Origin of the sequence: Streptomyces sp. ID05-26A, assembly GCF_033794685.1 — a bacterium.
Taxonomy (GTDB): Bacteria; Actinomycetota; Actinomycetes; order Mycobacteriales; family Pseudonocardiaceae; genus Lentzea.
Genome location: NZ_JARAYZ010000004.1, coordinates 285,095 through 304,546, shown reverse-complemented (window position 1 = coordinate 304,546; position 19,452 = coordinate 285,095). Strand labels below are relative to the sequence as shown.

Genomic DNA, 19,452 nt, shown 5'->3' with positions numbered 1-19,452 from the left:
CCGCACGAGGCCTGGCAGTGCGTACCGCGCCTGGCGTGGCGAGCACCGGCCTGAAGCGCAGTTGGGCTGGCGCGGGCCGCCCTCATGCCGCTCTCCCCAACGCGGTTCGCGCTGGCGCCGCCCGCCCTGGCTCCGTCCTCCCCAACCCTGCTCTCCTCAACGCCGTCCTCCCCGTCGGCCCGACGCTCACGGCGGTGACCCGATGAGCAACTCCCTGATGAAGTTCGCCTGGGTCGCAGCCCTCCTCCTGGTCGGCGCGCTCCAGCTCTCCCAGGCCTGGGACGGCGCCACCCTCTACTTCGGACTCGCCGCCGCGGCCGGCTTCGCGGCCCTGCTGCTCAAGCGGATCGTCCCGGCGGGCCTGGCCGCCCTCGCGGTCATGGTCGCGGCGATGGCGGGCGGGTTCTTCCTCGCCCGCGGCGCGTCCCCGGACCGCGACCCGACGTGGGTCCTGCTCGACACCGTCCCGAGGCTCCTCACCGCCGCCCGCCCGGCACCCGCGACGCCCGAACTGCTCGTCCCCGGACTGCTGCTCATCATCGGCATCTCCACGGGCATGGTGCTGTCGGTGACCAAGCGCGGCACCGCCCTCTTCGTGCCGGCGCTCGGCTCGGCCACCCTGTACGTGTCGGCGGCGCTGCTGACGACAGGCCGCGCGGACCGGTACGGGCTCGTCGCGCTCACGTTGGTGACGTTGCTGGCGCTGGGCTGGCTGATCATCGACCGGCGCGGGCCCGTGGTGCCGCCCGCGGTGCTCGCGACGGTGCTGGCCGCGCTCACGTTGCTGACGTTCGTGTTGCCCACCAACGGGTTCGAGCCTCGCAAGCTCGTCACGCCGCCGGTCACGGACATCGCCATCTCCAACCCGCTGCCGCAGCTCGCGTCGTGGGCGGCGCAGGGGGAGGCGGAGCTGTTCCGGATGCGCGGACCCGAGGTGCCGGTGCGGCTGGTGACGCTCAGCCGGTACTCCGGGGCGTCGTGGGAGGCGGCCTCGACGTACGGGCCGCTCGGTGTGGTCGACGCGCCGGACCTGCCCACCGGCGGGAAGTTCCAGGACGCCAGTGTGGATCTGCGGATCACCGGGTTGCAGGGAGAGTGGCTGCCGGGGGTCGGGAAGCCGCAGGCGGTGTCGCTGAGCAACGCCATGGTGGATCCGGACACCGGGTCGCTCGTGGTGGCCGACGGGCTCAGGACCGGGCTGAGCTACACGGTCCGCGGTGTCGTCGAGACGCCGGCCGACGCGGATCTGGCTGAGGCACAGGTTCCCACGACCGCCACCAAGTACACGGCGTTGCCGCGGCTGCCGTTCACGCTCGCCGAGTACGCACGGCAGGCGACGCAGAACGCGCGCACGCCGTACGAGAAGGCCGTTGCGCTGGAACAGGTCGTGCGGCTCAACCGCAGGCCGGACGCCGAGGCGCCGGTCGGGTCGTCCTACGCGCGGCTGGAGACGTTCCTGTTCGGGGCTGCCGGGGAGTCCGGGGCCGGCGCTGGGACTGCGGAGCAGTTCGCGTCGGCGTACGCCGTGCTCGCACGGGCGGTCGGGTTGCCCACGCGGGTGGTGGTCGGGTTCCAGCCGGTGCCCGAGCAGAACGGTGAACGGATCGTGCGCGCCGCGGACGCCACCGCGTGGCCCGAGGTGTACTTCAGCGGGTGGGGCTGGGTCGCGTTCGATCCCGTGTCCGGCAACGGAAGCGGGCCGAGCGCCGCCTCGAAGCGCGAGGTGCTGAACCGGCTCGCGTCGACCACCGCGAAGCCGACGCCGACCTCGTTGCCGTCGGTGCCGCCGCTGGTGCAGCCGACCGCGGTGCAGGCCGAGAACACCGCCGCGCCCGCCGCACCGAAGGGCTTCCCGTTCTGGGTGTTCGCGCCGGTGCTGATCCTCATGGTGCTGTTCGTGGCACGCACGTCCCGTCGTCTCCGGTTCCGGGCGGCAGGGCCGGTCGGAGCGTGGAACGAGGTGCTCGACGCATTACAACTCGCGGGGCTCAGGCCGAGACCGAGCCGGACGGTGCCGGACGTCGCGCGTGAGTGGGGCGACGCGGGCGCTCAACTGGCGGTCATGGTCGACCAGGCCGCGTTCGCGCCGCGGCCGGCACACCACGAGAACAGCTGGCGGCTCGCCCGGCAGGTGCGAAAAGCGGTGCGGCGCAAGGCTACCTGGTGGCGCAGGATCCTCTGGGCGGTCGACCCGAGGCCGTTGTTCCGGCGCTGACGGATCAGCGCACGACCTGGGCGGGGATGCAGTTCTTCCCGGTGACCTTGAGCAGCGCCTCGCACAGCGCCGGTGCCGTCTCCGACGGGAACGGGCCGATCCAGATGAACTGCGTGAACCGCGTGTCCTCCGGGACGATGACCGGGCAGACGTCGTCGCGTCTGCTCAGGAACGCGCTTTGGCCGCGCAGCGCGGGGCTCGCGTTCTGGCGGTACTTGACCCACAACGTCTCGTAGTCCACCAGCACCCGGACGTCCGCCTCGGACATCGCGCCCTCCAGCGAGTGCAGCACCAGGACGGACGATCCGGGGTCACAGGGCATGTCCGTGTATTCGAGCTGATCGGGCACAGGTGACGTCGTCGGTGTGGCACCGGTGTTCTGGGGGGACCGGGACTGGAGGCCGCCGCCGATCAGCACACCGATCCCGATGCCGACGACGAGCGGAACGGCCGCCCACAACACAAGTGTTCGGCGCTTTCGTCCACGAGCGAACATCGGTGGGCCGGCATAACGAGCGCTTTGCACCGGGGGACCGTACGCCAGTTCGTGCGCCCGCAACAACATCGGGCCCGCATCGTTCAGTTCTTGTTGGCACAGACCTTTGCGGAGCTGCCACGTTCGCCGTTGAGGCCGAGCGCCGCGATCTGGAAACACCGCCGGTCGCCGCCACCGTCCTCGACGACGTACTTCGTGCCGCCGCCGGTCACCGTCGTGAGCGCGGTCGGTTTGGCACCGGTCACGTCGACCACCACGAACTGGGCCTGGCCGTCGCTCGGATCGGTCCACTCCAGCTCGATCGACCTGCCCTTGTACTCCGCGCGCTTGAGGACCGGGACGAACTTCGGGTCGGTGTTCGGCGACGGGCCCGCGTCCGCCGAATCCGACGTCGGCACAGGCGGTGTCGTTGTGGTCACTGGTGGTTGGGCCTTCTGGCCGTCGCCGCCGCGGTTGAGGACCACGCCCGCGGCGATCCCGCCCGTCACCGCGATCACCGCCAGCAACGCGAGCACTCCACCGCGTTTGCTCTTGGGGACCGGCGCCGTCATCGGCTCGACGGGAGGCAGCTCCACGCTGGGGAGCACCGCGACCGGAACGGGACGCGGAGGAGGAGGCGGCGGGACGAAGTCGCGTTGCCGGTACGTCAGGTCTTCCAGCTGCCCGCGCCACGAATCGTCGCGCTCGGCCTCGGGTTCCGGTTCGGGTTCCGGTTCGGGCTGGAAGCCGCGCGGACCGAAGCCCGGCGCCTCGGTCGGGCCCTCCGGGTAGAAGTCGGGACGCTCACCCAGCATCGCCGTCGCGTCCGGGTCCACAGTGGACAGCGCGGTGCCCGAGTTCGCCGCCGTCAACGCGTCCCGCAGCTCCAGCGCCGAACCGAAGCGCTCGGCCCGGTCCTTGCGCAGGCAGCGCTCGATCACCGCGACCAGCCACGCCGGCACGTCGAACCGGGTCAGCGACCGTGGTTCGCCACTGCTCACTCGGCCGACGTAGGACAGCAGCGTGTCCTCGTCCGGGTTGTCCGACGCGAACGGCGGTTTGCCCTCCAGCAACGTGAACAGCGTCGAGCCGAGCGACCAGACGTCGTCCGCGAACGACGGCGTGGCGCCCTCCAGCATCTGCGGGGCGGCGTGCCGGTAGCTGACCATCTGCAGCGACGCGGAATGCCCCGCGTCGGCGCCGCGCGCGATGCCGAAATCGGCCAGCACGTATGAAGTCGGGAGCACCAGGACGTTCTGCGGCTTCACGTCCCGGTGCAGGATGCCCTGGCCGTGCGCGAACGCCAGCGCGTCCGCCACCGCGATACCCGCAGCGATGACGTCCGGCACGGGCAACGGGCCCATGGCGCGCAACCGGTCGTGCAGCGAACCGCGTTCGTAGAACTCCATGACGATGCACGGGCGTCCGTCCGGCAACGTCCCTGTGTCGAGCACCGTGACGATGTGCGGGTGCTGGCGGCCGAGTTCGACGGTGATCGCCAGCTCACGGCGGAAGCGCGCCACCGTCGCCGGGTCCGTCACCTGCAGCACCTTGACCGCGACGTCACGGCCCAGACCGTCCTGGCGGGCGCGGTAGATCGTGCCCTCGCCGCCCTGCGCGATCACGCGGAAGGCGCTGAAGCCGGGCAACACGATGCCGGGCGCCTGCGCGGCGCCCTGTGCCGGAGCCCAGGCCATCAGATCGTCTTCCACCGGCGGATCCTATCCCGGAGTGCTGTGGTCACCGCTGAACGTTCGGAAGGATCGGCCGGAAAGGTTCGGATCAGTCGGTGGCCACCTTCACCTGGAATCCCAGCGACTGCAGCATTCCGGTGAGCATCACGCGGGTGTTGTCCTCGGCCCGCTTGAGCAGCTCCGACTGCTTGGCCGCCTCCGCGAGCTTGGCCTCGGCGGCGACGTAGAACTTCTGCTGGTCGGGAGGTCCCGCCAGCGCCTGCAGATCGTTGATCAGGCCGCGTTCCTGGCTGAACACGTACGAACGGTCGTGGTGCAGGTTCGGCTTGTCCAGCTGCGCCTTCGGCACGCGCAGTTCGACGGTCTTGCCGTCCGCCGAGACGACCAGCCCGTCGTCCTTCAGCGTCCCCAGGTCCACGAACGCGTTGACCGACCCGGCCGCGACGAACAGCGTGCGGTCGCCCGCCAGCGCCGCGGGTACCCACTTCACGTCGTTCTCGATGTCCAGCACGACCTGGAACTCGCCCGCCGCGGCGTGGTACTGGCTCAGGTCCCGCACCGACTTGAGCATCGCGGGCTGACTGCGGTCGATGGATTCGTAACCGAAGGGCCTGAATTGGCCGAAGACGTACACCGCCGCGCCAAGGAGAATGACGACGGCCGCGACCAGAGTTCCACGCATCACCCAGCGCCTGTCCACCGCGTGGGAGTACCCGTGAGGTGATGCGCGCACACGGTCCGTATGGGCTAATCGACCCGTGCGGAATCAGTTCCGTGTCCACGTGGTTGGCTTTGGACGAGACGAGAGCGATTGATCAGGAGGCGTGCGGTGGACCCGGAGAACCTGTACGAGGTGGACTCGGAGGTGCCGGACCTGACGGGTGCGGTGCTGCTGCACCACTTCGAGGGCTTCATGGACGCCGGCGCCGCGGGACGCCTGCTCTCCGAACACCTGCTGGAGACGCTGGAGAGCCGGATCATCGCGCGCTTCGACGTCGACGGCCTGATCGACTACCGCTCGCGCCGCCCGCTGATGACCTACGCGACCGACCACTGGGAGGACTACGCCGCCCCCGCACTGGTCGTGCACCTGCTCTGGGACAGCGCGGGTCACCCGTTCCTGCTGCTCACCGGCCCTGAGCCGGACCGCCGCTGGGAGGCGTTCATCCAGGCCGTGCGCTCGCTGATCGATCGCTGGGGCGTGCGTCTGACCGTGGGCTTCCACGGCATCCCGATGGGCGTACCGCACACACGGCCGTTGAACGTCATCGGCCACGCCACGCGCCCTGAGCTCGTGAGCGAGTACCAGCCGTTCTTCAACCGCGTGCAGGTGCCGGGCAACGTGTCCGGGTTGCTGGAGTTCCGCCTCGGCCAGGCCGGCCACGACGCGATGGGCTTCGCCGCCCAGGTGCCGCACTACCTGGCGCAGTCGCAGTACCCGAACGCCGCCGTGACCCTGCTCGACGCCCTGGCCCGCGCCACCGGCCTCGCGCTGCCCATCGGCGGCCTGGTCGACGCCGCCCAGGCCGCGGACGCCGAGATCCACCGCCAGGTCGCGGAGTCGGAGGAGGTCTCGCAGGTGGTGGAAGCGCTCGAGCGGCAGTACGACGCGTTCATCCAGACTGTCGGCAACACCGACATCCCCAGCGCGGACGAACTGGGTGCCGAGTTCGAGAGGTTCCTGGCCGAGCAGCAGCGTCCGCCGGACCACCTGTAGGAGCAAGCCGATGGCCACCTGGGACGACGTGCACAGGATCGCCACCTCCATGCCCGACGTCACGGAGCGGGTGCGGGAGGGCGTCGTCGACTGGCGGGTCAAGGACAAGCTCTTCGTCTGGGAACGGCCGCTGCGCAAGAACGACCTCAGCGCGCTGGGAGCGGCGGCCCCGTCCGGGCCGATCCTGGCCGCGCGGGTGCCGGACCTGGGCGCCAAGGAGGCGTTGCTGGCCTCGGACCGCTCGGTCTACTTCACGACGCCGCACTTCCACGGGTATCCGGCGATCCTGGTGCGGCTGGAACACATCGAGGTGGGGGAGTTGGAAGAGTTGATCGTCGAGGCGTGGCACGCACGGGCGCGTCGCCGGTGACGGAGTTCTTCTGCTTCCACCGGGACAGGCCGGGCTCGATGCCGTTGCGGGAGAAGCTTCTCCACGAGCACTGGTCCTACATGGACGGCTTCGAGCTCATCGCTCGCGGCCCCACGTTCACGGACGGTGTGCTCACCGGCAGCGTGCACGTCGTCGAGGTGCCGGACGCGGCCGCGGCCCGTGCGTTCGCGTTCGAGGAACCCGTCTACCAGGCCGGTGGTTACCGCGACGTGCTGGTGCGCAGGTGGCGCAACGTGCTCGGGCGGACCATGTGGGACTTCCCCGGCGGTGGCGGCCATCTGGTGCTCGGGTTCGGCTCGGGTGAGCCCGCCGACCCCGCGCCGGCGCGAGCGGAGGGCCTGGTCGCGTACGGACCGTTGCTGTCCGACGACGGCGCGGCCTGGCTCGGGACGGCGGCGCTGGTCAGGTCGGCCGACCCCGCGGCGGTGCTGACCGCGGGCCGCTACGACGCGGTCGAGGTGCACGAGTGGGAGCCCGGCGGACGGCGTTAGTAGCGGACGAACCGGTAGTGCAGCCCGCTGCTCGACTCCAGCCACTCGCCGACGCTGACCGGCTCCCGGTCCACGGCGGGCGCGTAGGTGTCACCCTCGAACGACTCGCGGATCTCCGTCACCTCGACGCGGTCGGCGAACGGCAGCGCCGCCGCGTACACCGCCGACCCGCCCATCACCCACAGGTCACCGGTGACGTCCGCCAGCGCCTTCTCCAGCGAGGAGAACGTCTCCGCGCCCTCCTGGGCCGTGCGCGACAGCACCAGGTTGCGGCGGCCGGGCAACGGGCGGAAGCGCGGCGGCAGCGACTCCCAGGTGCGGCGGCCCATCAGGACGGCCGAGCCCGCGGTCAGCTCCCGGAAGTGCTTCATGTCCTCCGGGACGTGCCACGGGATGGCGTTGTCGCGGCCGATGACGCCGTTCGCGGCCTGCGCCCAGATCAGCCCGATCACACCGCCACCGGAGCCTTGATGCCGGGATGCGGGTCGTAACCCTCGATCGTGAAGTCCTCGTAGGCGTAGTCGAACAGGGACGCGGCGTCCGCCATCCTCAGCGCGGGGAACTCGCGCGCGTCGCGGCTGAGCTGCAGCTCGACCTGCTCGACGTGGTTGTCGTAGATGTGGCAGTCGCCGCCGGTCCAGATGAAGTCGCCGACGCCGAGGCCGGTCTGCGCGGCGATCATGTGCGTGAGCAGCGCGTAGGAGGCGATGTTGAACGGCACGCCGAGGAACAGGTCCGCGCTGCGCTGGTAGAGCTGGCAGGAGAGCTTGCCGTCCGCCACGTAGAACTGGAAGAACGCGTGGCACGGCGGGAGCGCCATGTTCGAGATCTCGCCGACGTTCCAGGCGGAGACGATGATCCGCCGCGAGTCCGGGTTCGTCTTCAGCGTCCTGAGCACCTCGGCGATCTGGTCGACGTGCCCGCCGTCCGGGGTGGGCCACGAACGCCACTGCACGCCGTAAACGGGGCCGAGCTCACCCTCGGGGGAGGCCCACTCGTCCCAGATGGACACACCGTGCTCCTGCAACCACTTCACGTTGCTCTCGCCGCGCAGGAACCACAGCAGCTCGTACGCGATCGACTTGAAGTGGACCTTCTTCGTCGTGATCAGCGGGAAGCCCGCGGCGAGCGGGTAGCGCAGCTGGTGGCCGAAGATCGACCGCGTGCCGGTGCCGGTGCGGTCCTCCTTGCGCACGCCCTCCTTCAGGACGTGGCGGAGCAGGTCTTCGTACTGCGTGTCGGGCATGCCCGCACCCTAACTCCAGCGGTTGAAACTGGTCACCTTCGACACGTCCCGCCGCTGGGCCACCGAGAACTTCTCCGCGGGGTGTCCCAACGGCACCATCGCGGCGATCTCCCACTTCTCCGGCACGCCGAGCAGCTCCAGCGCCTCGGCGTGGTGCACCCGGATCACCGTGGTCAGCGTGGTGCCGAGGCCCAGCGCCCGCGCCGCCAGGCAGAAGTTCTGCACGGCCGGGTAGACCGACGCGTGCACCGGGCCGATGTCGATGCCGTCCACCAGCGACGGCAGCCGAGGCATGAGGAAGAACACGATCACCGGCACGGACGCCAGGGTGTCCGCGAGGTGGTTCGCCGAGCGGCCGATGCGCAGACCGACGGCGTCCGTGCGTTCCGGCGCCATCTCGGAGTACCTGGTGAACGCGCTGCGGTAGAGCTTGCCCACCTCCGTGCGCGTCTCGGCATCCGTGACGACCAGGTACCGGGTGGGCTGGACGTTGCCGCCGGACGGCGCCTGCTGGGCCGCGCGCAGGCACGTCCAGACGTCGTCCTCGGAGACGGGTTCGTCGGTGAACCGGCGGATCGCCCGCGTGGTCATGATCGCTTCGAGGGCGTCCATCAGAACCTCGTCATGTCCGGGGCGAGGCCCAGCCGCAGCATCGAGTAGGTCTCCAGCATCCGCCGCGACACCACCGTGTGCTGGGCGGCCACGTGCACGTCGCGCAGGCAGCGTTGCAGCGCGGACGACTCGAAGACCGAGCTGCCGCCACCCGCCGCGAACGCCTTCTGCGCCACGTCCGCCGCCTCACCGGTGGCGAACGAGCAGGCCAGCCGCAGCCGTGCCTTCACCGCGTCCGGAGCCTGTTCCGCGTTCAGCGCGTGCGCCCAGGCGGTGCTCAGCGTCTCGTGCAGGAACGCGGTCGCGGACGACAGCCGCGCCTCCATCAGTGCGAGCTCGATCTGCAGGCCGGTCTGCTCGGCGAGCCGGGTCGACGCGTACTGCGGCGTTTTGCCGACGGCCAGCGCCTCGATCTCGTCGATCGCGCGGCGGGCCACGCCCAGGCACACGGACGCGACGCCCACGGCAAGAAAGCTGAAGTACGGGAAGACCGTGATCGGACCCTCGATGCCGGGCGTGATGCCGATCGGCCACACCGCGCGCCTCGACGGCAGGTAGGCGTCCTCGACGGAGAACTCATGTGAGCTGGTGGCGCGCAGGCCGGCGGCGTGCCAGGTGTCGTGGATCGTCACGTCCGCACGCGGGTACACGGCCAGACGCGGGCCCACGGGCGTGAAGGTGCCACCGATGACCCATGAGGAGTACGCGACCGCGCTGCCCCAGCCCCAACGGCCGGTCACGCGATAACCGCCGTCAGCCTCCACGGCCTTGCCCAGCGGTGCGGCGGTGCCCGCGATCAACGCGCGGGGGTCGCCGAAGATCTCGTCCGCGGCGTCCGTCGGCAGGTACCAGGCCAGCGACGACGAGGTCGTGGTCGTCATCGCGGTCCAGCCGGTCGAGGCGTCGGCCCGCGAGAGCTCCTGGACCTCCCGGCTCCACTCGGGCAGCCCCAGCTCGGCGCCGCCGTAGCGCTTCGGGGCGATCAGGCGGTGCACACCGTGGTCGACGAGCGCGGTCAGCACCGGTTCGGTCAGGGCGCGCTGCTGTTCGGCGGCCGGAGCCTCGGCGCGGATCAGGGCGTGGAGATCCATGCGGGCGATCTTGCTCGAACAGCTACAGCTTGGCGAGCGCCTCAACGAGTGGCTTGAGCTCCGGGGCGTCGGACGCTTCCTCGAGTGACTCGGACAGCACCTCGTCGTGCGTGGGGCGGGCGAGCGCGAGCAGCTCGTGGCCCTTCTCGGTGACCTCGGTGTAGATGCCGCGCCGGTCGGTGGGGCAGAGGTAACGCGCGAGCAGCCCGCGGTCCTCGAGGCGCGTGACCAGGCGCGTCGTGGCCGACTGGCTGAGCACCACGGCGTTGGAGAGCTGGTTCATCCGAAGGTGGAAGCCGTCCTGGCGGTTGAGGACGTCCAGAACGGTGTACTCGCTGACGGAGAGGGCGTGCGCCTTTTGCAGTGCTCTCTCGAGGCGGTCCTCGATGCGCGCGTGCAACGCCGCGAGCGTGCGCCAGCCCTGTGCGCGCGCCTGGACGGCGTCGTCGTCCAGTGACATAGGTCAACCCTTCTCGAATAGACAGCGTCTGCAACTATTGCGTACGCTTGTAATCGTCTTCAACAAGTCTACCGGGGAGAGACATGGATCTGTCGGGACGCACGGCACTTGTGACGGGCTCCACCGCCGGCATCGGGTACGCCGTGGCGGAGGGCCTGCTCAAGGCCGGTGCCGCGGTCGTCGTCACGGGCCGCAGCGAGGAGCGCGTGGCCGAGGCGGTCGGCAAGCTCAGCGCCCACGGTGACGTGCGCGGCGTCGCGACGGACCTCGCGACCGCCGAGGGCGCGGCCGACCTGGTCGGCCAGGTGCCGGACGTGGACGTGCTGGTCAACAACCTGGGCATCTACGGTGCCAAGCCGGTCTTCGAGATCGACGACGACGAGTGGCAGCGGTACTTCGACACCAACGTCATGTCCGGCGTCCGGCTCGCCCGCCACTACACGCCCCGCATGGTCGAGCGCGGCTGGGGCCGGGTGATCTTCGTGAGCAGCGAGTCGTCCGTCTTCACCCCGACCGAGATGGTCCATTACGGCATGACCAAGACCGCGCAGCTCGCCATCGCACGCGGCATGGCCCAGTCCGTGAAGGGCACCGGCGTCACCGTGAACTCGGTGCTGCCCGGCCCGACGCTCACGCCCGGCGTCGAGGAGTTCATCCGCGACCGCGTCGGCGAGGGCGGCGAGGCCGAGTTCGTCCGCACCGAACGCCCCACGTTGCTGCTGGGCCGCCTGATCCGCCCGCACGAGGTCGCGAACCTCATCACCTACGTCGCGTCGGACCTGTCGTCCGCGACGACCGGAGCCGCGTTGCGCGTCGACGGCGGCACCGCACCGACGCTCATCCCGTAAGCACAGTAAGGATTTCTCTTGAACACCGTGAAGCTCAACAACGGCGTTGTCATGCCCCAGCTCGGTTTCGGCGTCTGGCAGGTGCCGGACGCGGAGGCCACCCCCGCCGTCGCGGAGGCGCTGAAGGCGGGTTACCGCAGCATCGACACCGCCGCCGCCTACGGCAACGAGGCCGGCACCGGCGCGGCCATCACCCAGTCCGGTGTGGACCGTGACGACGTCTTCGTCACCACGAAGCTGTGGAACGACGACCACGGCTACGACGCGACGAAGCGCGCGTTCGACGCGTCGATGGGCAAACTCGGCCTCGACGTGCTCGACCTCTACCTGATCCACTGGCCGACCCCGGCCCGCGACAACTACGTCGACACCTGGAAGGCGTTCGTCGAGCTGCAGAAGGAGGGCCGCGTCCGCGCGATCGGCGTCTCCAACTTCCAGCCCGCGCACCTGCGGCGGCTGATCGACGAGACCGGTGTCGTGCCGGCCGTCAACCAGATCGAGCTGCACCCGTACTTCCAGCAGGCCGACGTGCGCGCGTTCAACACCGAGCACGGCATCGTGACCGAGGCCTGGTCGCCGCTCGGCCAGGGCGGCGAGCTGCTCACCGACCCGGTCGTGCAGAAGATCGCGCTGGCGCACGGCAAGTCCGCGGCGCAGGTCGTGCTGCGCTGGCACCTGCAGCTCGGCAACGTCGTGATCCCGAAGTCCGTGACGCCGTCGCGGATCCAGGAGAACATCGACGTGTTCGACTTCGAGCTGCCGGACGCCGAGGTCGAGGCGCTGTCGGAGCTGGACCGCGGCGGCCGCATCGGGCCGAACCCGGACGAGCTGAACTAGTTCCTGTGTCGCGGAAACACGAAGCCCCGGCCCGCTTGATCGCGGTCCGGGGCTTCGCCGGCGACGAGCCGGACAGCGCTGTGGCCGCCGAACACCGGAGCGGGGTTCGGCGGCCACAGCACTCAGGCTCGCATGACTGTGGCGATGGGAATCTGTGCCGCGCGGATGGCCGGGATGAGCCCGCCGAGCACACCGGCGATGAGGCCCGCGATCACGCCGGCCACGCCTGCCTCCCAGGGGAACGTCGTGCCCGCCAGCGACGGGAACCTGCTGCCGAACATCATCAGCGCCACCTGCAACCCGGCCGCGCCCGCGCCGATCGCCAGCGCGGCGGTCAGCAGGCCGGTCAGCAGCGTCTCGGCGAGCACGATGCCCGCGAGCAGCAGTCGTGACATGCCCACGGCGCGGCGCAGGGCGAACTCCTCGACGCGTTCGCCGACCGTGGCGAGGCCGACGTTCAGGATGCCCGCGACACCGATCAGCAGCACCAGGAACGCCATGCCGAGGAAGATCAGCCGCATGATCCGGAGCTCGGACTCCATGCGCTCCTTGGACTTCACCGTCTGGAACTGCATCTGGTCCTGAGGGATCCCGGCGCCGACGAGCTTCGCCTTGATCAGCTGCTGCAGGTCGTCCGTGCCGGGCTGCATGAACAGGTCCAGGCTCGTGCCGCCACCCCGGAACTGGTTGGGGTTGGTGGTCTCCGTGGCCGACGGCATCCACGTGCGCAGCTCGTCGAGCCGCATGTAGACGCGCGGCTGCATGTCGCCGTCCTGCACCACGCCGATGATCTGCGGCGTCACGTGGTGGGTGGCGCCCTCGATCGTCATCTCGCCCGGCACGCGGTACTGCCGCAGCCCCTTGGCTGCCTCCTCGTTCAGCACGATCCGGGGGGCGAGCGACGGCGCGGAGGCGAACTCCAGCCAGCTGCCGGAGACCGGGCGGAACGGCTTGAACGGGCGGATGTCGCCGGTCAGCGCGACCATGTTGACCTCGATGGCCTGGCCGTCCGGCTTCTTCTCCGGCTGCTTCTGCTCCTGGCACGTGCCGTTGGAGTCGCAGATCATCATCGGGCCGGAGTAACTGCGGCCCTGGCCCGCGTACTCGAACGGCATGCCGCCCTCGTTGATCGGCCGCACGCCCGGCTCGCCGATGATCGCGTTCGAGCTGATCATCGCGACGGCGTCGGTGCGGCCCTTCAGCGTGGACTCGACGATGGCCGGCGCGCCCTTCTCACCGGGGACGTACCCCCGGACCGTGCCGTCCTTGCCGGACTGCAGTTCGACGTCGGTGAGCATCGCGCGTTCGGCGATCTCGGACCCCGCCTGCACGGCCACGACGGCGAGGACGCCGAGGAACAGCGAGACCATCGAGAGGAACGTGCGCAGTTTTCGGGCGCGGATGCCCTGTCCGCCGATGACCAGGGCGGACCGGAACTTGCCGGAAAGCATCAGTTGAACCGCCCGTCGCGCAATTCCATCACGCGGCCCATCTTGCGTGCGTGGTCGTGGTCGTGGGTGACCAGCACGAGGCCGCAGCCCTGCCTGGTCGTGTTGAGCAGCACCTCGACGACGAGGTTGCCGGTCTCGGTGTCGAGCGCGCCCGTGGGCTCGTCGGCGAGGATGATGCGCGGCTTGCGCACGAGAGCGCGGGCGATCGCGACGCGCTGCTGCTCACCGCCGGAAAGCCTGGTGGGCTTGGACTTCGACAGGTGCGCGATGCCGACCTGCTCCAGCGCCTCCATCACCTGCTGCTTGCGCTTGCGCGGCGACGACCAGCCCTGGCCGTTCACCAGCGCCATGGCCACGTTCTGCGCCGCGGTGAGGTGCTTGAGCAGGAAGAAGCGCTGGAACACGAACCCGAACTCCGCGCTGCGCAACGCCGCGGCCCTGCGCTCGGGAAGCTTCGTGATGTCGTTGCCGTGCAGGAAGTACTGGCCCTCGTCGGCGCGGTCGAAGAGACCGATCAGCGACAGCAGCGTCGACTTGCCCGAGCCGGACCTGCCGAGGATCGCCACGCTCTGTCCTGGGTGGACGGTGAAGTCCACGCCGGAGAGGATGGTGCGCGGTTCCCCTTGGCCCTTCAGGACCTTCGTGATGCCGTTGAGCTGCAGCAGCGGTGCCTGCACCTGAACCGTGGGTTGTTCGAAGGTCTGCGTCATCACGGACCCGTCGGCTTGCTCTGGTCGCCGCCCTGCTGCTGCTGGCCCTCGGGCACGTTCGGGCCCGGCACGGCGAGCTCCTCGTCACCGGTGAGACCGGACTTGACCTCGATGACCTTGCCGTCGGTCAGGCCCAGCACCACGTCGGTGGTGCGGCGCGAGCCGTCCGGCGAGATGACGTCGACCTTGCCCTTGCCCTGCTGGCCCGCCACGGCCTCGACCGGCACGACCAGCGCCTGCGCCGACTTGCCCGTCGTGACCTCGATCGACGCGGTGGCGCCGTTGATCATCTGGACGTCCGCGGGCGCGGTGCACACGATGCGCAGGCCCGTCGACGCGCTCGGCTGCTGCTGGGGCTGTTGCGGCTGCTGGGGTTGCTGCGGCTGGTCCTTCTTCTCGTCCTTGGTGTCCGGCGTGACCGGCGGCTTCTCCGGGACGGTGCCCTGCGGCAGCGCGGCGATCGTGCCGAGCACGGTGCACGGGAACGGGCCGGGCCCGTTCTTGATCTGCACCACGACGTCGGTGAGCGCACCGCTGATCTTGTACGCCTGCTGGCCGTCGATGTCGCCGACGATCGCGTACCCGGCGTGCTTGGCCGACGCGATCGGCATGCCCGCCTTCACGGTCGCCTTGTCGTCGACGAGCCGGCCGCTGAACGTGGACCCCGCCGGGGCCTCGACGTAGTTCGGCGTCTGGTTCTTCCACACCGTGGCGACCCGGATGGGCTTCGTCGGCGTGCCGTTCGGCGTCGGGACGTCGAAGTACCGCACCTCGCCGTCGACCGGCGCGACGAGCCCGAACGTGGGGTTCAGGTCGACCTTGCCCGCGATGCTGATCTTGGTGGTCAGGTCCTGCCTGGTGGGCTTGACCTTGGTCATCGGCGTGCCGCGCGGCGCCAGCTCCGGATTGGTCTGGTCCGGACCTGACGGACTGCACGCCGCCACGGTCACCGTGACCAGCGCGCACAGCGGCGCGAGAACGATTTTGCGCACGAATGTCCCCCATGTCGTTTCGACCAACCTACCGATAAGGACACCCGATGGGCCGTGGAGGTTGCATCAGTCTTTCGGCCGATGTGGCATCGACCTGGTGGTCATGGGTATCCGGGCGTTGACCCGGAAGGAGATGGCCTGTGAATGCTTGCCGTGGTGACCGGTGCGTCCAGTGGAACAGGGTACGAACTCGCGAAAGTCCTCGCGGACAACGCCTTCGACCTCGTTGTTGTGGCTGAGGACGAAAGGATTGACGACGCGGCCGCGCTACTGAGGCTGCGCAGCGGTGGTGTGCGCGTCGAACCGGTGCGCGCCGACCTGCGCGGGTACGACGGCGTGGAATCCCTCGTCTCGCGCGTCCGCGCCCTCGGGCGCCCGGTCGACGTGCTCGCGGTGAAGGCGCGAACGATGCAGACGATGACCGAGCCCGGATCTGCGGCCGAGTGAGCGGCGGTGCAACGAGGCAGAAGGGTTTTCGAAGCGTGAAGCGGATCTGGCAGGCCTACGGCGAGGACAGGCCGCTCCCCGGCTACCTGCTCGCCATCGGCAGTTACGTGGTTCTCGCCGGAGCGGTCTCGGTCGCGGGACGCCTCACCGGCGTCCGGCTGCCCGAGCGGTTCTCGTTCGGTGACACCGCGCTCGTGGCCGTGGCGACGCACAAGGCGAGCCGGTTGCTCACCAAGGAGGCGGTGACGAGCCCGATCCGGGCCCCGTTCACCCGCTACGAGGAACCGGCGGGGCACGCGGAGCTCAAGGAGACCGTGCGCTCGGACAACCCTGCGCGGCACGCGATCGGTGAGCTGCTGACGTGCCCGTTCTGCGCGGGCGTGTGGATCGCGAGCGGGCTCACCGCCGGGCTGGTGTTCGCGCCGAGGCTGACCAGGCTGGTGTCGACCGCGCTCACGGCCGTGGCCGCGTCCGACGCGCTGAACATCGGCTACGACAAGCTGAAGTCGTGAACCCGGGGCATCACGCCTGAGCCGGCGGTGCGCAGCACATCCTCGTGTACCCGTGAAAAACCTCGAAAAACACGGTGTTTCAAGCTCTTCCGGCGGGGGAGCCCACGAAGGTGAGGCGCGAGAGAACTGGTGGTGATCCGAGGTGACCGGCCAGAACGTCCGCAAGGTGACGATGGTGCCCAACGGGCCGATGCTCGTCGAAGGGCCGGTCGAGCTGGTCACCGAGGACGGGGTGACGCACACGAGCGACCGGTTCGTGGTCGCCGTGTGCGCGTGCCGCCGCAGCAAACGCTTTCCCTTCTGCGACACCAGTCACCGCAAGCGCGTCCGCACCGACAGGACGCCGGAGTGACAGCGAGCGTCAGCGCCCCATCGCGGCCGCGTAGGTGGACAGCGCCTCACGGTCCGGCTGGCCGGTCTTGGCGATCAGCGACGCGACGTGCTTCTCCACCGTGCGCGGGGAGATGTGCAGCCGCGTGCCGATCGCCTTGTTGCCCATTCGATCAGCCAGCAGCACGAACACCTCGAACTCGCGCACCGTCACACCGTGCCCGCGCAGCTGCCGCGGCACCTGGTCGGTGCCGCTGCGCCGTTGCTGCACCGGCGCTCCCGCCTGCCGCAGCAGGCCCCGGCACGCCGACGCCACCGCCGGGATCGTGGCCTGGTGGAAGTACTCCTCGGCCGACCGCAGCCAGGACACCGGATCGCCCCACTCCGCCGCCTCCGCGGCGATGAGCCGCCGGCCCAGGTGCCGGGCCAGCGGATACAGTTCCGCGGCCTCCTGGGCGCGCTGGAACGCCTGCCGGGCCTCTTCCCAGAGCCCGTCACGCCCGAGCAGCACCGCGTGCGCCAGTTCGGTGAACTGCCGGTTCCACCGCATCCCGCAGGCCGAGGCCGCGGTGAGCGAGCGGTAGTCGGTCCAGCCGAACCGGCCGTCGAGCACGCCGAGCAGCACCCGCATGCCGTGCGTGCCGGACAGGTGGAACGTCGTGGGGTTCTGCGACTCCAGCGCGAGCGCGCGGTCGAGCTCCGTCATCGCCAGCGCGTGGTTCTCCTCCAGCAACGCGCAGAACGCGCGCGCCAGACCGAAGCACAGCGGGTACTCCTGCGCCCCGCTCTTCGCGACCGCCTCGAACTGGCCGACGGCGTGCTCGGTCTCGGCGCGGTTGCCCCGGTGCCCGGCCAGCACGGCCTTGGTCATCAGCAGGTAGCGCGTCAGGGCGTGGAACCGCAGGCGCGTCGTCGTGCGCAGGCACCGCTCGACCTCCTCGGCCGCCCCGGCGTAGTCGCCGGTCAGCACCGACTGCAGCGCCAGGATCGCGTCCACGTTGTGCGCCACCGTGATCGCGCCCGTCCGCCACGCCTCGGCGTGCGTGCGGCCGAGGGACGCGGTGCTGCCGGTCTCCAGCCAGTCGTTGCCCGCCAGCCGGACCAGCGCGTAGACGTGCTGGATCGGCAGCTGGTGCTCGTCCGCGAGTGCGAGAGCCTTGCTGAAGCAGGCGTTCGCCTCGTTGATGTCGTGCTCGCGGGCGATGATCCCGAGCAGCTGCCACGCCTCGCACGCCACCATCGGCAGCTGGGCCCGGTCCGCCGCCAGCGCCGCCTGCCGCGCGAGGCCCGCGGCGGACGAGATCCGGTCGGTGCTCGGGATGTTCAGCGTGAGGTAGGCGGAGTTGACGTCGAGCTGCGCGGCCAGGTCGTCCGGCGCGTCCTGGCCGAGCAACGTCCGCGCGATGCGCACCTGTTCCACGCCTTCGGTGAACCAGCCCGCGAGGTAGGCGACGCGGGACAGTCGCGTGTGGAGCTTCGCGCGCAGCGGGCCGTCCAGGCCGTGGAGGTCGTTCACCTCCAGGGCGAAAGCCCGTTCGAAGTCACCGGTCTCGGCCAGCGCGGGCAGCAACGTGTCGAGCACCTCGGCCCGGACCTCGGCCTCGTCGGTGAGCAGGCCCTGCGCGCGGTCGAGCAACGAGACGGCCGACTCCGCCGCGCCACCCGACAACGCCCGCTTGCCCGCCTCGGCGAACAGGAGTCCCGCCTGCGTCGGGGATCCCGCGTCGAACCGCAGCTTCGCGACGAGCGGGCACCAGTCGCCGGGCAGGCCGGGGTGCAGGTCCTCGACCGCGTCGGCCGTGCGCGACGACAGGTCCGCGCGTTCGGCCGGGGTCAGCTGGGCCAGCAGCGCGTCCGCGGTGAGCGGGTGCCGGAACGCGTACCAGTCGGGCGCGGGCTCGTCCGGCGTCACGAGCTGCGCGGCCACCCCGGCGTGCAGGTGGCTCAGCAGCCGGCGGTCGTCGATCTCGGTCACCTTCTGCACCACGGAGAGCGGGAACCGGTGGCCGAGCACCGCCGCGATGGACAGCACCTCACGCCCCTGCGGCCCCAGCCGGTCCGTGCGGTGCGCGACGCTGCGCACGAACGCCGCCGGCACGGGCAGCTTGAGCTCGCCCAGCACCTGCCAGCCGTGCGCCCCGGCGACGAGCAGGCCGCTGCTCACCATGCCGTGCAACAGTTCCTCGATGACGAACGGGTTCCCGGCGCTGTCCGTCCACAAGCGATCGACGAGCTCGGCCGGGACGAGCGTGCTCTCCAGGCAGGCGCTCGTCATCTGGCCGACCTCGTCCTGCGACAACCGGTGCAGCTCCACCAGCGCGCCGGAACCTCGTTGCACCATCCTGTGCACCAGCTCCAGCGCGTGGCCGGGTTCGGTGCGGATCGTGGCCAGCAGCAGGACGGGCTGGTCCTCCAGGTTGTCCGCCAGGTACTCCACGACCGCGAGCGTCTCCGCGTCCGCCTCGTGCAGGTCCTCGAGCACGAGCAGGCACGGCGTCTTGCGCGCGACGGACGCGAGCAGCCTGAGCACCGCCTCGGCCAGCACGACGACCGACTCCTTCGTGGACCTGTGGTCGTGCCACTCCGGGATCAGCGTGCCCAGCACCGGTTTGTACGGCCCGAGCGCGGAGTCGTCCGGCGGTTCGCCGCGGAACAACCCCAGCAGGGCCTCCGCGATCGGACGGAACGGCACCATCGGGCCGATGGTCGTGCCGCGTCCTTTGAGCACCCGCATGCCCTCGTCGTACGCCTGGCCCGCCGCGTACCGGGCGAGCCTCGACTTGCCGATCCCCGCCTCGCCGGTGAGGAAGACGGCGCCGCCACGGGACTCCCGCGTGTGTGCGAGGGCCCCCGTGATGGCCGTGACCTCACGATCACGGCCGACCACGTGGGGCGCTCGGGTCTGCATGTCTGGACCCTAACGGTCCCGATGG

At 70.4% G+C, this 19,452-nt stretch carries 21 protein-coding genes; 9 read left to right on the top strand and 12 right to left on the bottom strand.

What is annotated here, in order from left to right:
- Positions 1-202 precede the first annotated feature (202 nt).
- Positions 203-2,215, top strand: coding sequence for a transglutaminase TgpA family protein (locus PV646_RS32650; RefSeq protein WP_500346145.1), 2,013 nt, complete (start codon positions 203-205; stop codon positions 2,213-2,215).
- Positions 2,216-2,219: 4 nt separating this feature from the next.
- Here PV646_RS32650 and PV646_RS32645 read toward each other — a convergent pair whose 3' ends face one another.
- From PV646_RS32645 to PV646_RS32635, 3 genes are all read right to left on the bottom strand, one after another.
- On the bottom strand, positions 2,220-2,741 hold the full coding sequence (locus PV646_RS32645) for a hypothetical protein (protein ID WP_500346144.1): 522 nt from the start codon (positions 2,739-2,741) through the stop codon (positions 2,220-2,222).
- Positions 2,742-2,794: 53 nt separating this feature from the next.
- Complete coding sequence (locus PV646_RS32640; protein WP_500346143.1) at positions 2,795-4,402, bottom strand: serine/threonine-protein kinase; 1,608 nt, start codon at positions 4,400-4,402, stop codon at positions 2,795-2,797.
- Positions 4,403-4,472: 70 nt separating this feature from the next.
- On the bottom strand, positions 4,473-5,066 hold the full coding sequence (locus PV646_RS32635) for a DUF4230 domain-containing protein (RefSeq protein WP_500346142.1): 594 nt from the start codon (positions 5,064-5,066) through the stop codon (positions 4,473-4,475).
- A gap of 147 nt (positions 5,067-5,213) precedes the next feature.
- Here PV646_RS32635 and PV646_RS32630 point away from each other — a divergent pair, with 147 nt between their 5' ends.
- The 3 genes from PV646_RS32630 to PV646_RS32620 are packed head-to-tail and all read left to right on the top strand — an operon-like array spanning position 5,214 to position 6,983.
- On the top strand, positions 5,214-6,101 hold the full coding sequence (locus PV646_RS32630; protein WP_500346141.1) for a proteasome assembly chaperone family protein: 888 nt from the start codon (positions 5,214-5,216) through the stop codon (positions 6,099-6,101).
- Positions 6,102-6,111: 10 nt separating this feature from the next.
- Entirely contained in the window at positions 6,112-6,471 is a 360-nt protein-coding gene (locus tag PV646_RS32625) for an MmcQ/YjbR family DNA-binding protein (protein ID WP_500346140.1), read from the top strand.
- Positions 6,444-6,983, top strand: a complete 540-nt coding sequence (locus PV646_RS32620) for a YciI family protein (RefSeq protein WP_500346139.1) — start codon at positions 6,444-6,446, stop codon at positions 6,981-6,983. Before PV646_RS32625 ends, PV646_RS32620 begins: the two co-directional genes overlap by 28 nt.
- Here PV646_RS32620 and PV646_RS32615 read toward each other — a convergent pair.
- Genes PV646_RS32615 through PV646_RS32595 form a run of 5 tightly spaced genes read right to left on the bottom strand, consistent with a single transcriptional unit; the run spans position 6,980 to position 10,392 of the window.
- Positions 6,980-7,435: a dihydrofolate reductase gene (locus PV646_RS32615; protein WP_500346138.1), complete on the bottom strand. Its 456-nt coding sequence runs from the start codon at positions 7,433-7,435 to the stop codon at positions 6,980-6,982. The two genes, PV646_RS32620 and PV646_RS32615, sit on opposite strands and share 4 nt — an antisense overlap.
- The gene (locus PV646_RS32610) at positions 7,432-8,229 is read right to left on the bottom strand and encodes a thymidylate synthase (RefSeq protein ID WP_500346137.1); all 798 of its coding nucleotides are present in this window, start codon (positions 8,227-8,229) and stop codon (positions 7,432-7,434) included. The genes PV646_RS32615 and PV646_RS32610 overlap by 4 nt, the downstream gene beginning before the upstream one ends.
- A 9-nt stretch (positions 8,230-8,238) precedes the next feature.
- On the bottom strand, positions 8,239-8,841 hold the full coding sequence (locus PV646_RS32605) for a nitroreductase family protein (protein WP_500346136.1): 603 nt from the start codon (positions 8,839-8,841) through the stop codon (positions 8,239-8,241).
- Positions 8,841-9,932, bottom strand: coding sequence for an acyl-CoA dehydrogenase family protein (locus PV646_RS32600; RefSeq protein ID WP_500346135.1), 1,092 nt, complete (start codon positions 9,930-9,932; stop codon positions 8,841-8,843). Before PV646_RS32600 ends, PV646_RS32605 begins: the two co-directional genes overlap by 1 nt.
- Positions 9,933-9,954: 22 nt before the next feature.
- A complete protein-coding gene (locus tag PV646_RS32595) occupies positions 9,955-10,392 on the bottom strand; it encodes a MarR family winged helix-turn-helix transcriptional regulator (RefSeq protein ID WP_500346134.1) in 438 nt (145 codons plus the stop codon).
- 83 nt (positions 10,393-10,475) lie between these two features.
- On the opposite strand from PV646_RS32595, the gene PV646_RS32590 reads away from it, so the two are divergent.
- Both PV646_RS32590 and PV646_RS32585 read left to right on the top strand, forming a co-directional pair.
- Positions 10,476-11,240: an SDR family NAD(P)-dependent oxidoreductase gene (locus tag PV646_RS32590; protein WP_500346133.1), complete on the top strand. Its 765-nt coding sequence runs from the start codon at positions 10,476-10,478 to the stop codon at positions 11,238-11,240.
- Positions 11,241-11,291: 51 nt separating this feature from the next.
- A complete protein-coding gene (locus PV646_RS32585) occupies positions 11,292-12,077 on the top strand; it encodes an aldo/keto reductase (RefSeq protein WP_500346511.1) in 786 nt (261 codons plus the stop codon).
- Between the two features lie 122 nt (positions 12,078-12,199).
- Here the strand turns inward: PV646_RS32585 and PV646_RS32580 are convergent, their stop codons facing one another.
- From PV646_RS32580 to PV646_RS32570, 3 genes are read right to left on the bottom strand one after another with little or no spacing between them, the layout of a single operon-like run.
- Entirely contained in the window at positions 12,200-13,528 is a 1,329-nt protein-coding gene (locus PV646_RS32580; RefSeq protein ID WP_500346132.1) for an ABC transporter permease, read from the bottom strand.
- A complete protein-coding gene (locus PV646_RS32575) occupies positions 13,528-14,238 on the bottom strand; it encodes an ABC transporter ATP-binding protein (protein ID WP_500346131.1) in 711 nt (236 codons plus the stop codon). The genes PV646_RS32580 and PV646_RS32575 overlap by 1 nt, the downstream gene beginning before the upstream one ends.
- Positions 14,238-15,230 carry a hypothetical protein gene (locus PV646_RS32570; protein ID WP_500346130.1) on the bottom strand — a complete coding sequence of 331 codons (993 nt, stop codon included), beginning with the start codon at positions 15,228-15,230 and terminating at the stop codon, positions 14,238-14,240. The genes PV646_RS32575 and PV646_RS32570 overlap by 1 nt, the downstream gene beginning before the upstream one ends.
- Positions 15,231-15,374: 144 nt before the next feature.
- Between PV646_RS32570 and PV646_RS32565 the strand changes: the two genes are divergently transcribed.
- The 3 genes from PV646_RS32565 (at position 15,375) to PV646_RS32555 (ending at position 16,541) form a co-directional block, all read left to right on the top strand.
- A complete protein-coding gene (locus PV646_RS32565) occupies positions 15,375-15,677 on the top strand; it encodes an SDR family NAD(P)-dependent oxidoreductase (protein ID WP_500346129.1) in 303 nt (100 codons plus the stop codon).
- Positions 15,678-15,712: 35 nt separating this feature from the next.
- Positions 15,713-16,189 (top strand): DUF1360 domain-containing protein, encoded by a 477-nt coding sequence (locus PV646_RS32560; protein WP_500346128.1) that lies wholly within the window; start codon positions 15,713-15,715, stop codon positions 16,187-16,189.
- 172 nt (positions 16,190-16,361) lie between these two features.
- The gene (locus PV646_RS32555; protein ID WP_500346510.1) at positions 16,362-16,541 is read left to right on the top strand and encodes a CDGSH iron-sulfur domain-containing protein; all 180 of its coding nucleotides are present in this window, start codon (positions 16,362-16,364) and stop codon (positions 16,539-16,541) included.
- A gap of 9 nt (positions 16,542-16,550) precedes the next feature.
- Here the strand turns inward: PV646_RS32555 and PV646_RS32550 are convergent, their stop codons facing one another.
- On the bottom strand, positions 16,551-19,427 hold the full coding sequence (locus PV646_RS32550) for an ATP-binding protein (protein WP_500346127.1): 2,877 nt from the start codon (positions 19,425-19,427) through the stop codon (positions 16,551-16,553).
- Between the last annotated feature and the right edge of the window lie 25 nt (positions 19,428-19,452).

Excerpts from the sequence above, each read along its gene's own strand:
- PV646_RS32650 (WP_500346145.1), top strand. The coding sequence starts at position 203 with ATGAGCAACTCCCTGATGAAGTTCGCCTGGGTCGCAGCCCTCCTCCTG.
- PV646_RS32635 (WP_500346142.1), bottom strand. The coding sequence starts at position 5,066 with ATGCGTGGAACTCTGGTCGCGGCCGTCGTCATTCTCCTTGGCGCGGCG.
- PV646_RS32625 (WP_500346140.1), top strand. The coding sequence starts at position 6,112 with ATGGCCACCTGGGACGACGTGCACAGGATCGCCACCTCCATGCCCGAC.
- PV646_RS32610 (WP_500346137.1), bottom strand. The coding sequence starts at position 8,229 with ATGCCCGACACGCAGTACGAAGACCTGCTCCGCCACGTCCTGAAGGAG.
- PV646_RS32605 (WP_500346136.1), bottom strand. The coding sequence starts at position 8,841 with ATGGACGCCCTCGAAGCGATCATGACCACGCGGGCGATCCGCCGGTTC.
- PV646_RS32600 (WP_500346135.1), bottom strand. The coding sequence starts at position 9,932 with ATGGATCTCCACGCCCTGATCCGCGCCGAGGCTCCGGCCGCCGAACAG.
- PV646_RS32595 (WP_500346134.1), bottom strand. The coding sequence starts at position 10,392 with ATGTCACTGGACGACGACGCCGTCCAGGCGCGCGCACAGGGCTGGCGC.
- PV646_RS32590 (WP_500346133.1), top strand. The coding sequence starts at position 10,476 with ATGGATCTGTCGGGACGCACGGCACTTGTGACGGGCTCCACCGCCGGC.
- PV646_RS32585 (WP_500346511.1), top strand. The coding sequence starts at position 11,292 with ATGCCCCAGCTCGGTTTCGGCGTCTGGCAGGTGCCGGACGCGGAGGCC.
- PV646_RS32580 (WP_500346132.1), bottom strand. The coding sequence starts at position 13,528 with ATGCTTTCCGGCAAGTTCCGGTCCGCCCTGGTCATCGGCGGACAGGGC.
- PV646_RS32575 (WP_500346131.1), bottom strand. The coding sequence starts at position 14,238 with ATGACGCAGACCTTCGAACAACCCACGGTTCAGGTGCAGGCACCGCTG.
- PV646_RS32565 (WP_500346129.1), top strand. The coding sequence starts at position 15,375 with ATGCTTGCCGTGGTGACCGGTGCGTCCAGTGGAACAGGGTACGAACTC.
- PV646_RS32555 (WP_500346510.1), top strand. The coding sequence starts at position 16,362 with ATGGTGCCCAACGGGCCGATGCTCGTCGAAGGGCCGGTCGAGCTGGTC.
- PV646_RS32550 (WP_500346127.1), bottom strand. The coding sequence starts at position 19,427 with ATGCAGACCCGAGCGCCCCACGTGGTCGGCCGTGATCGTGAGGTCACG.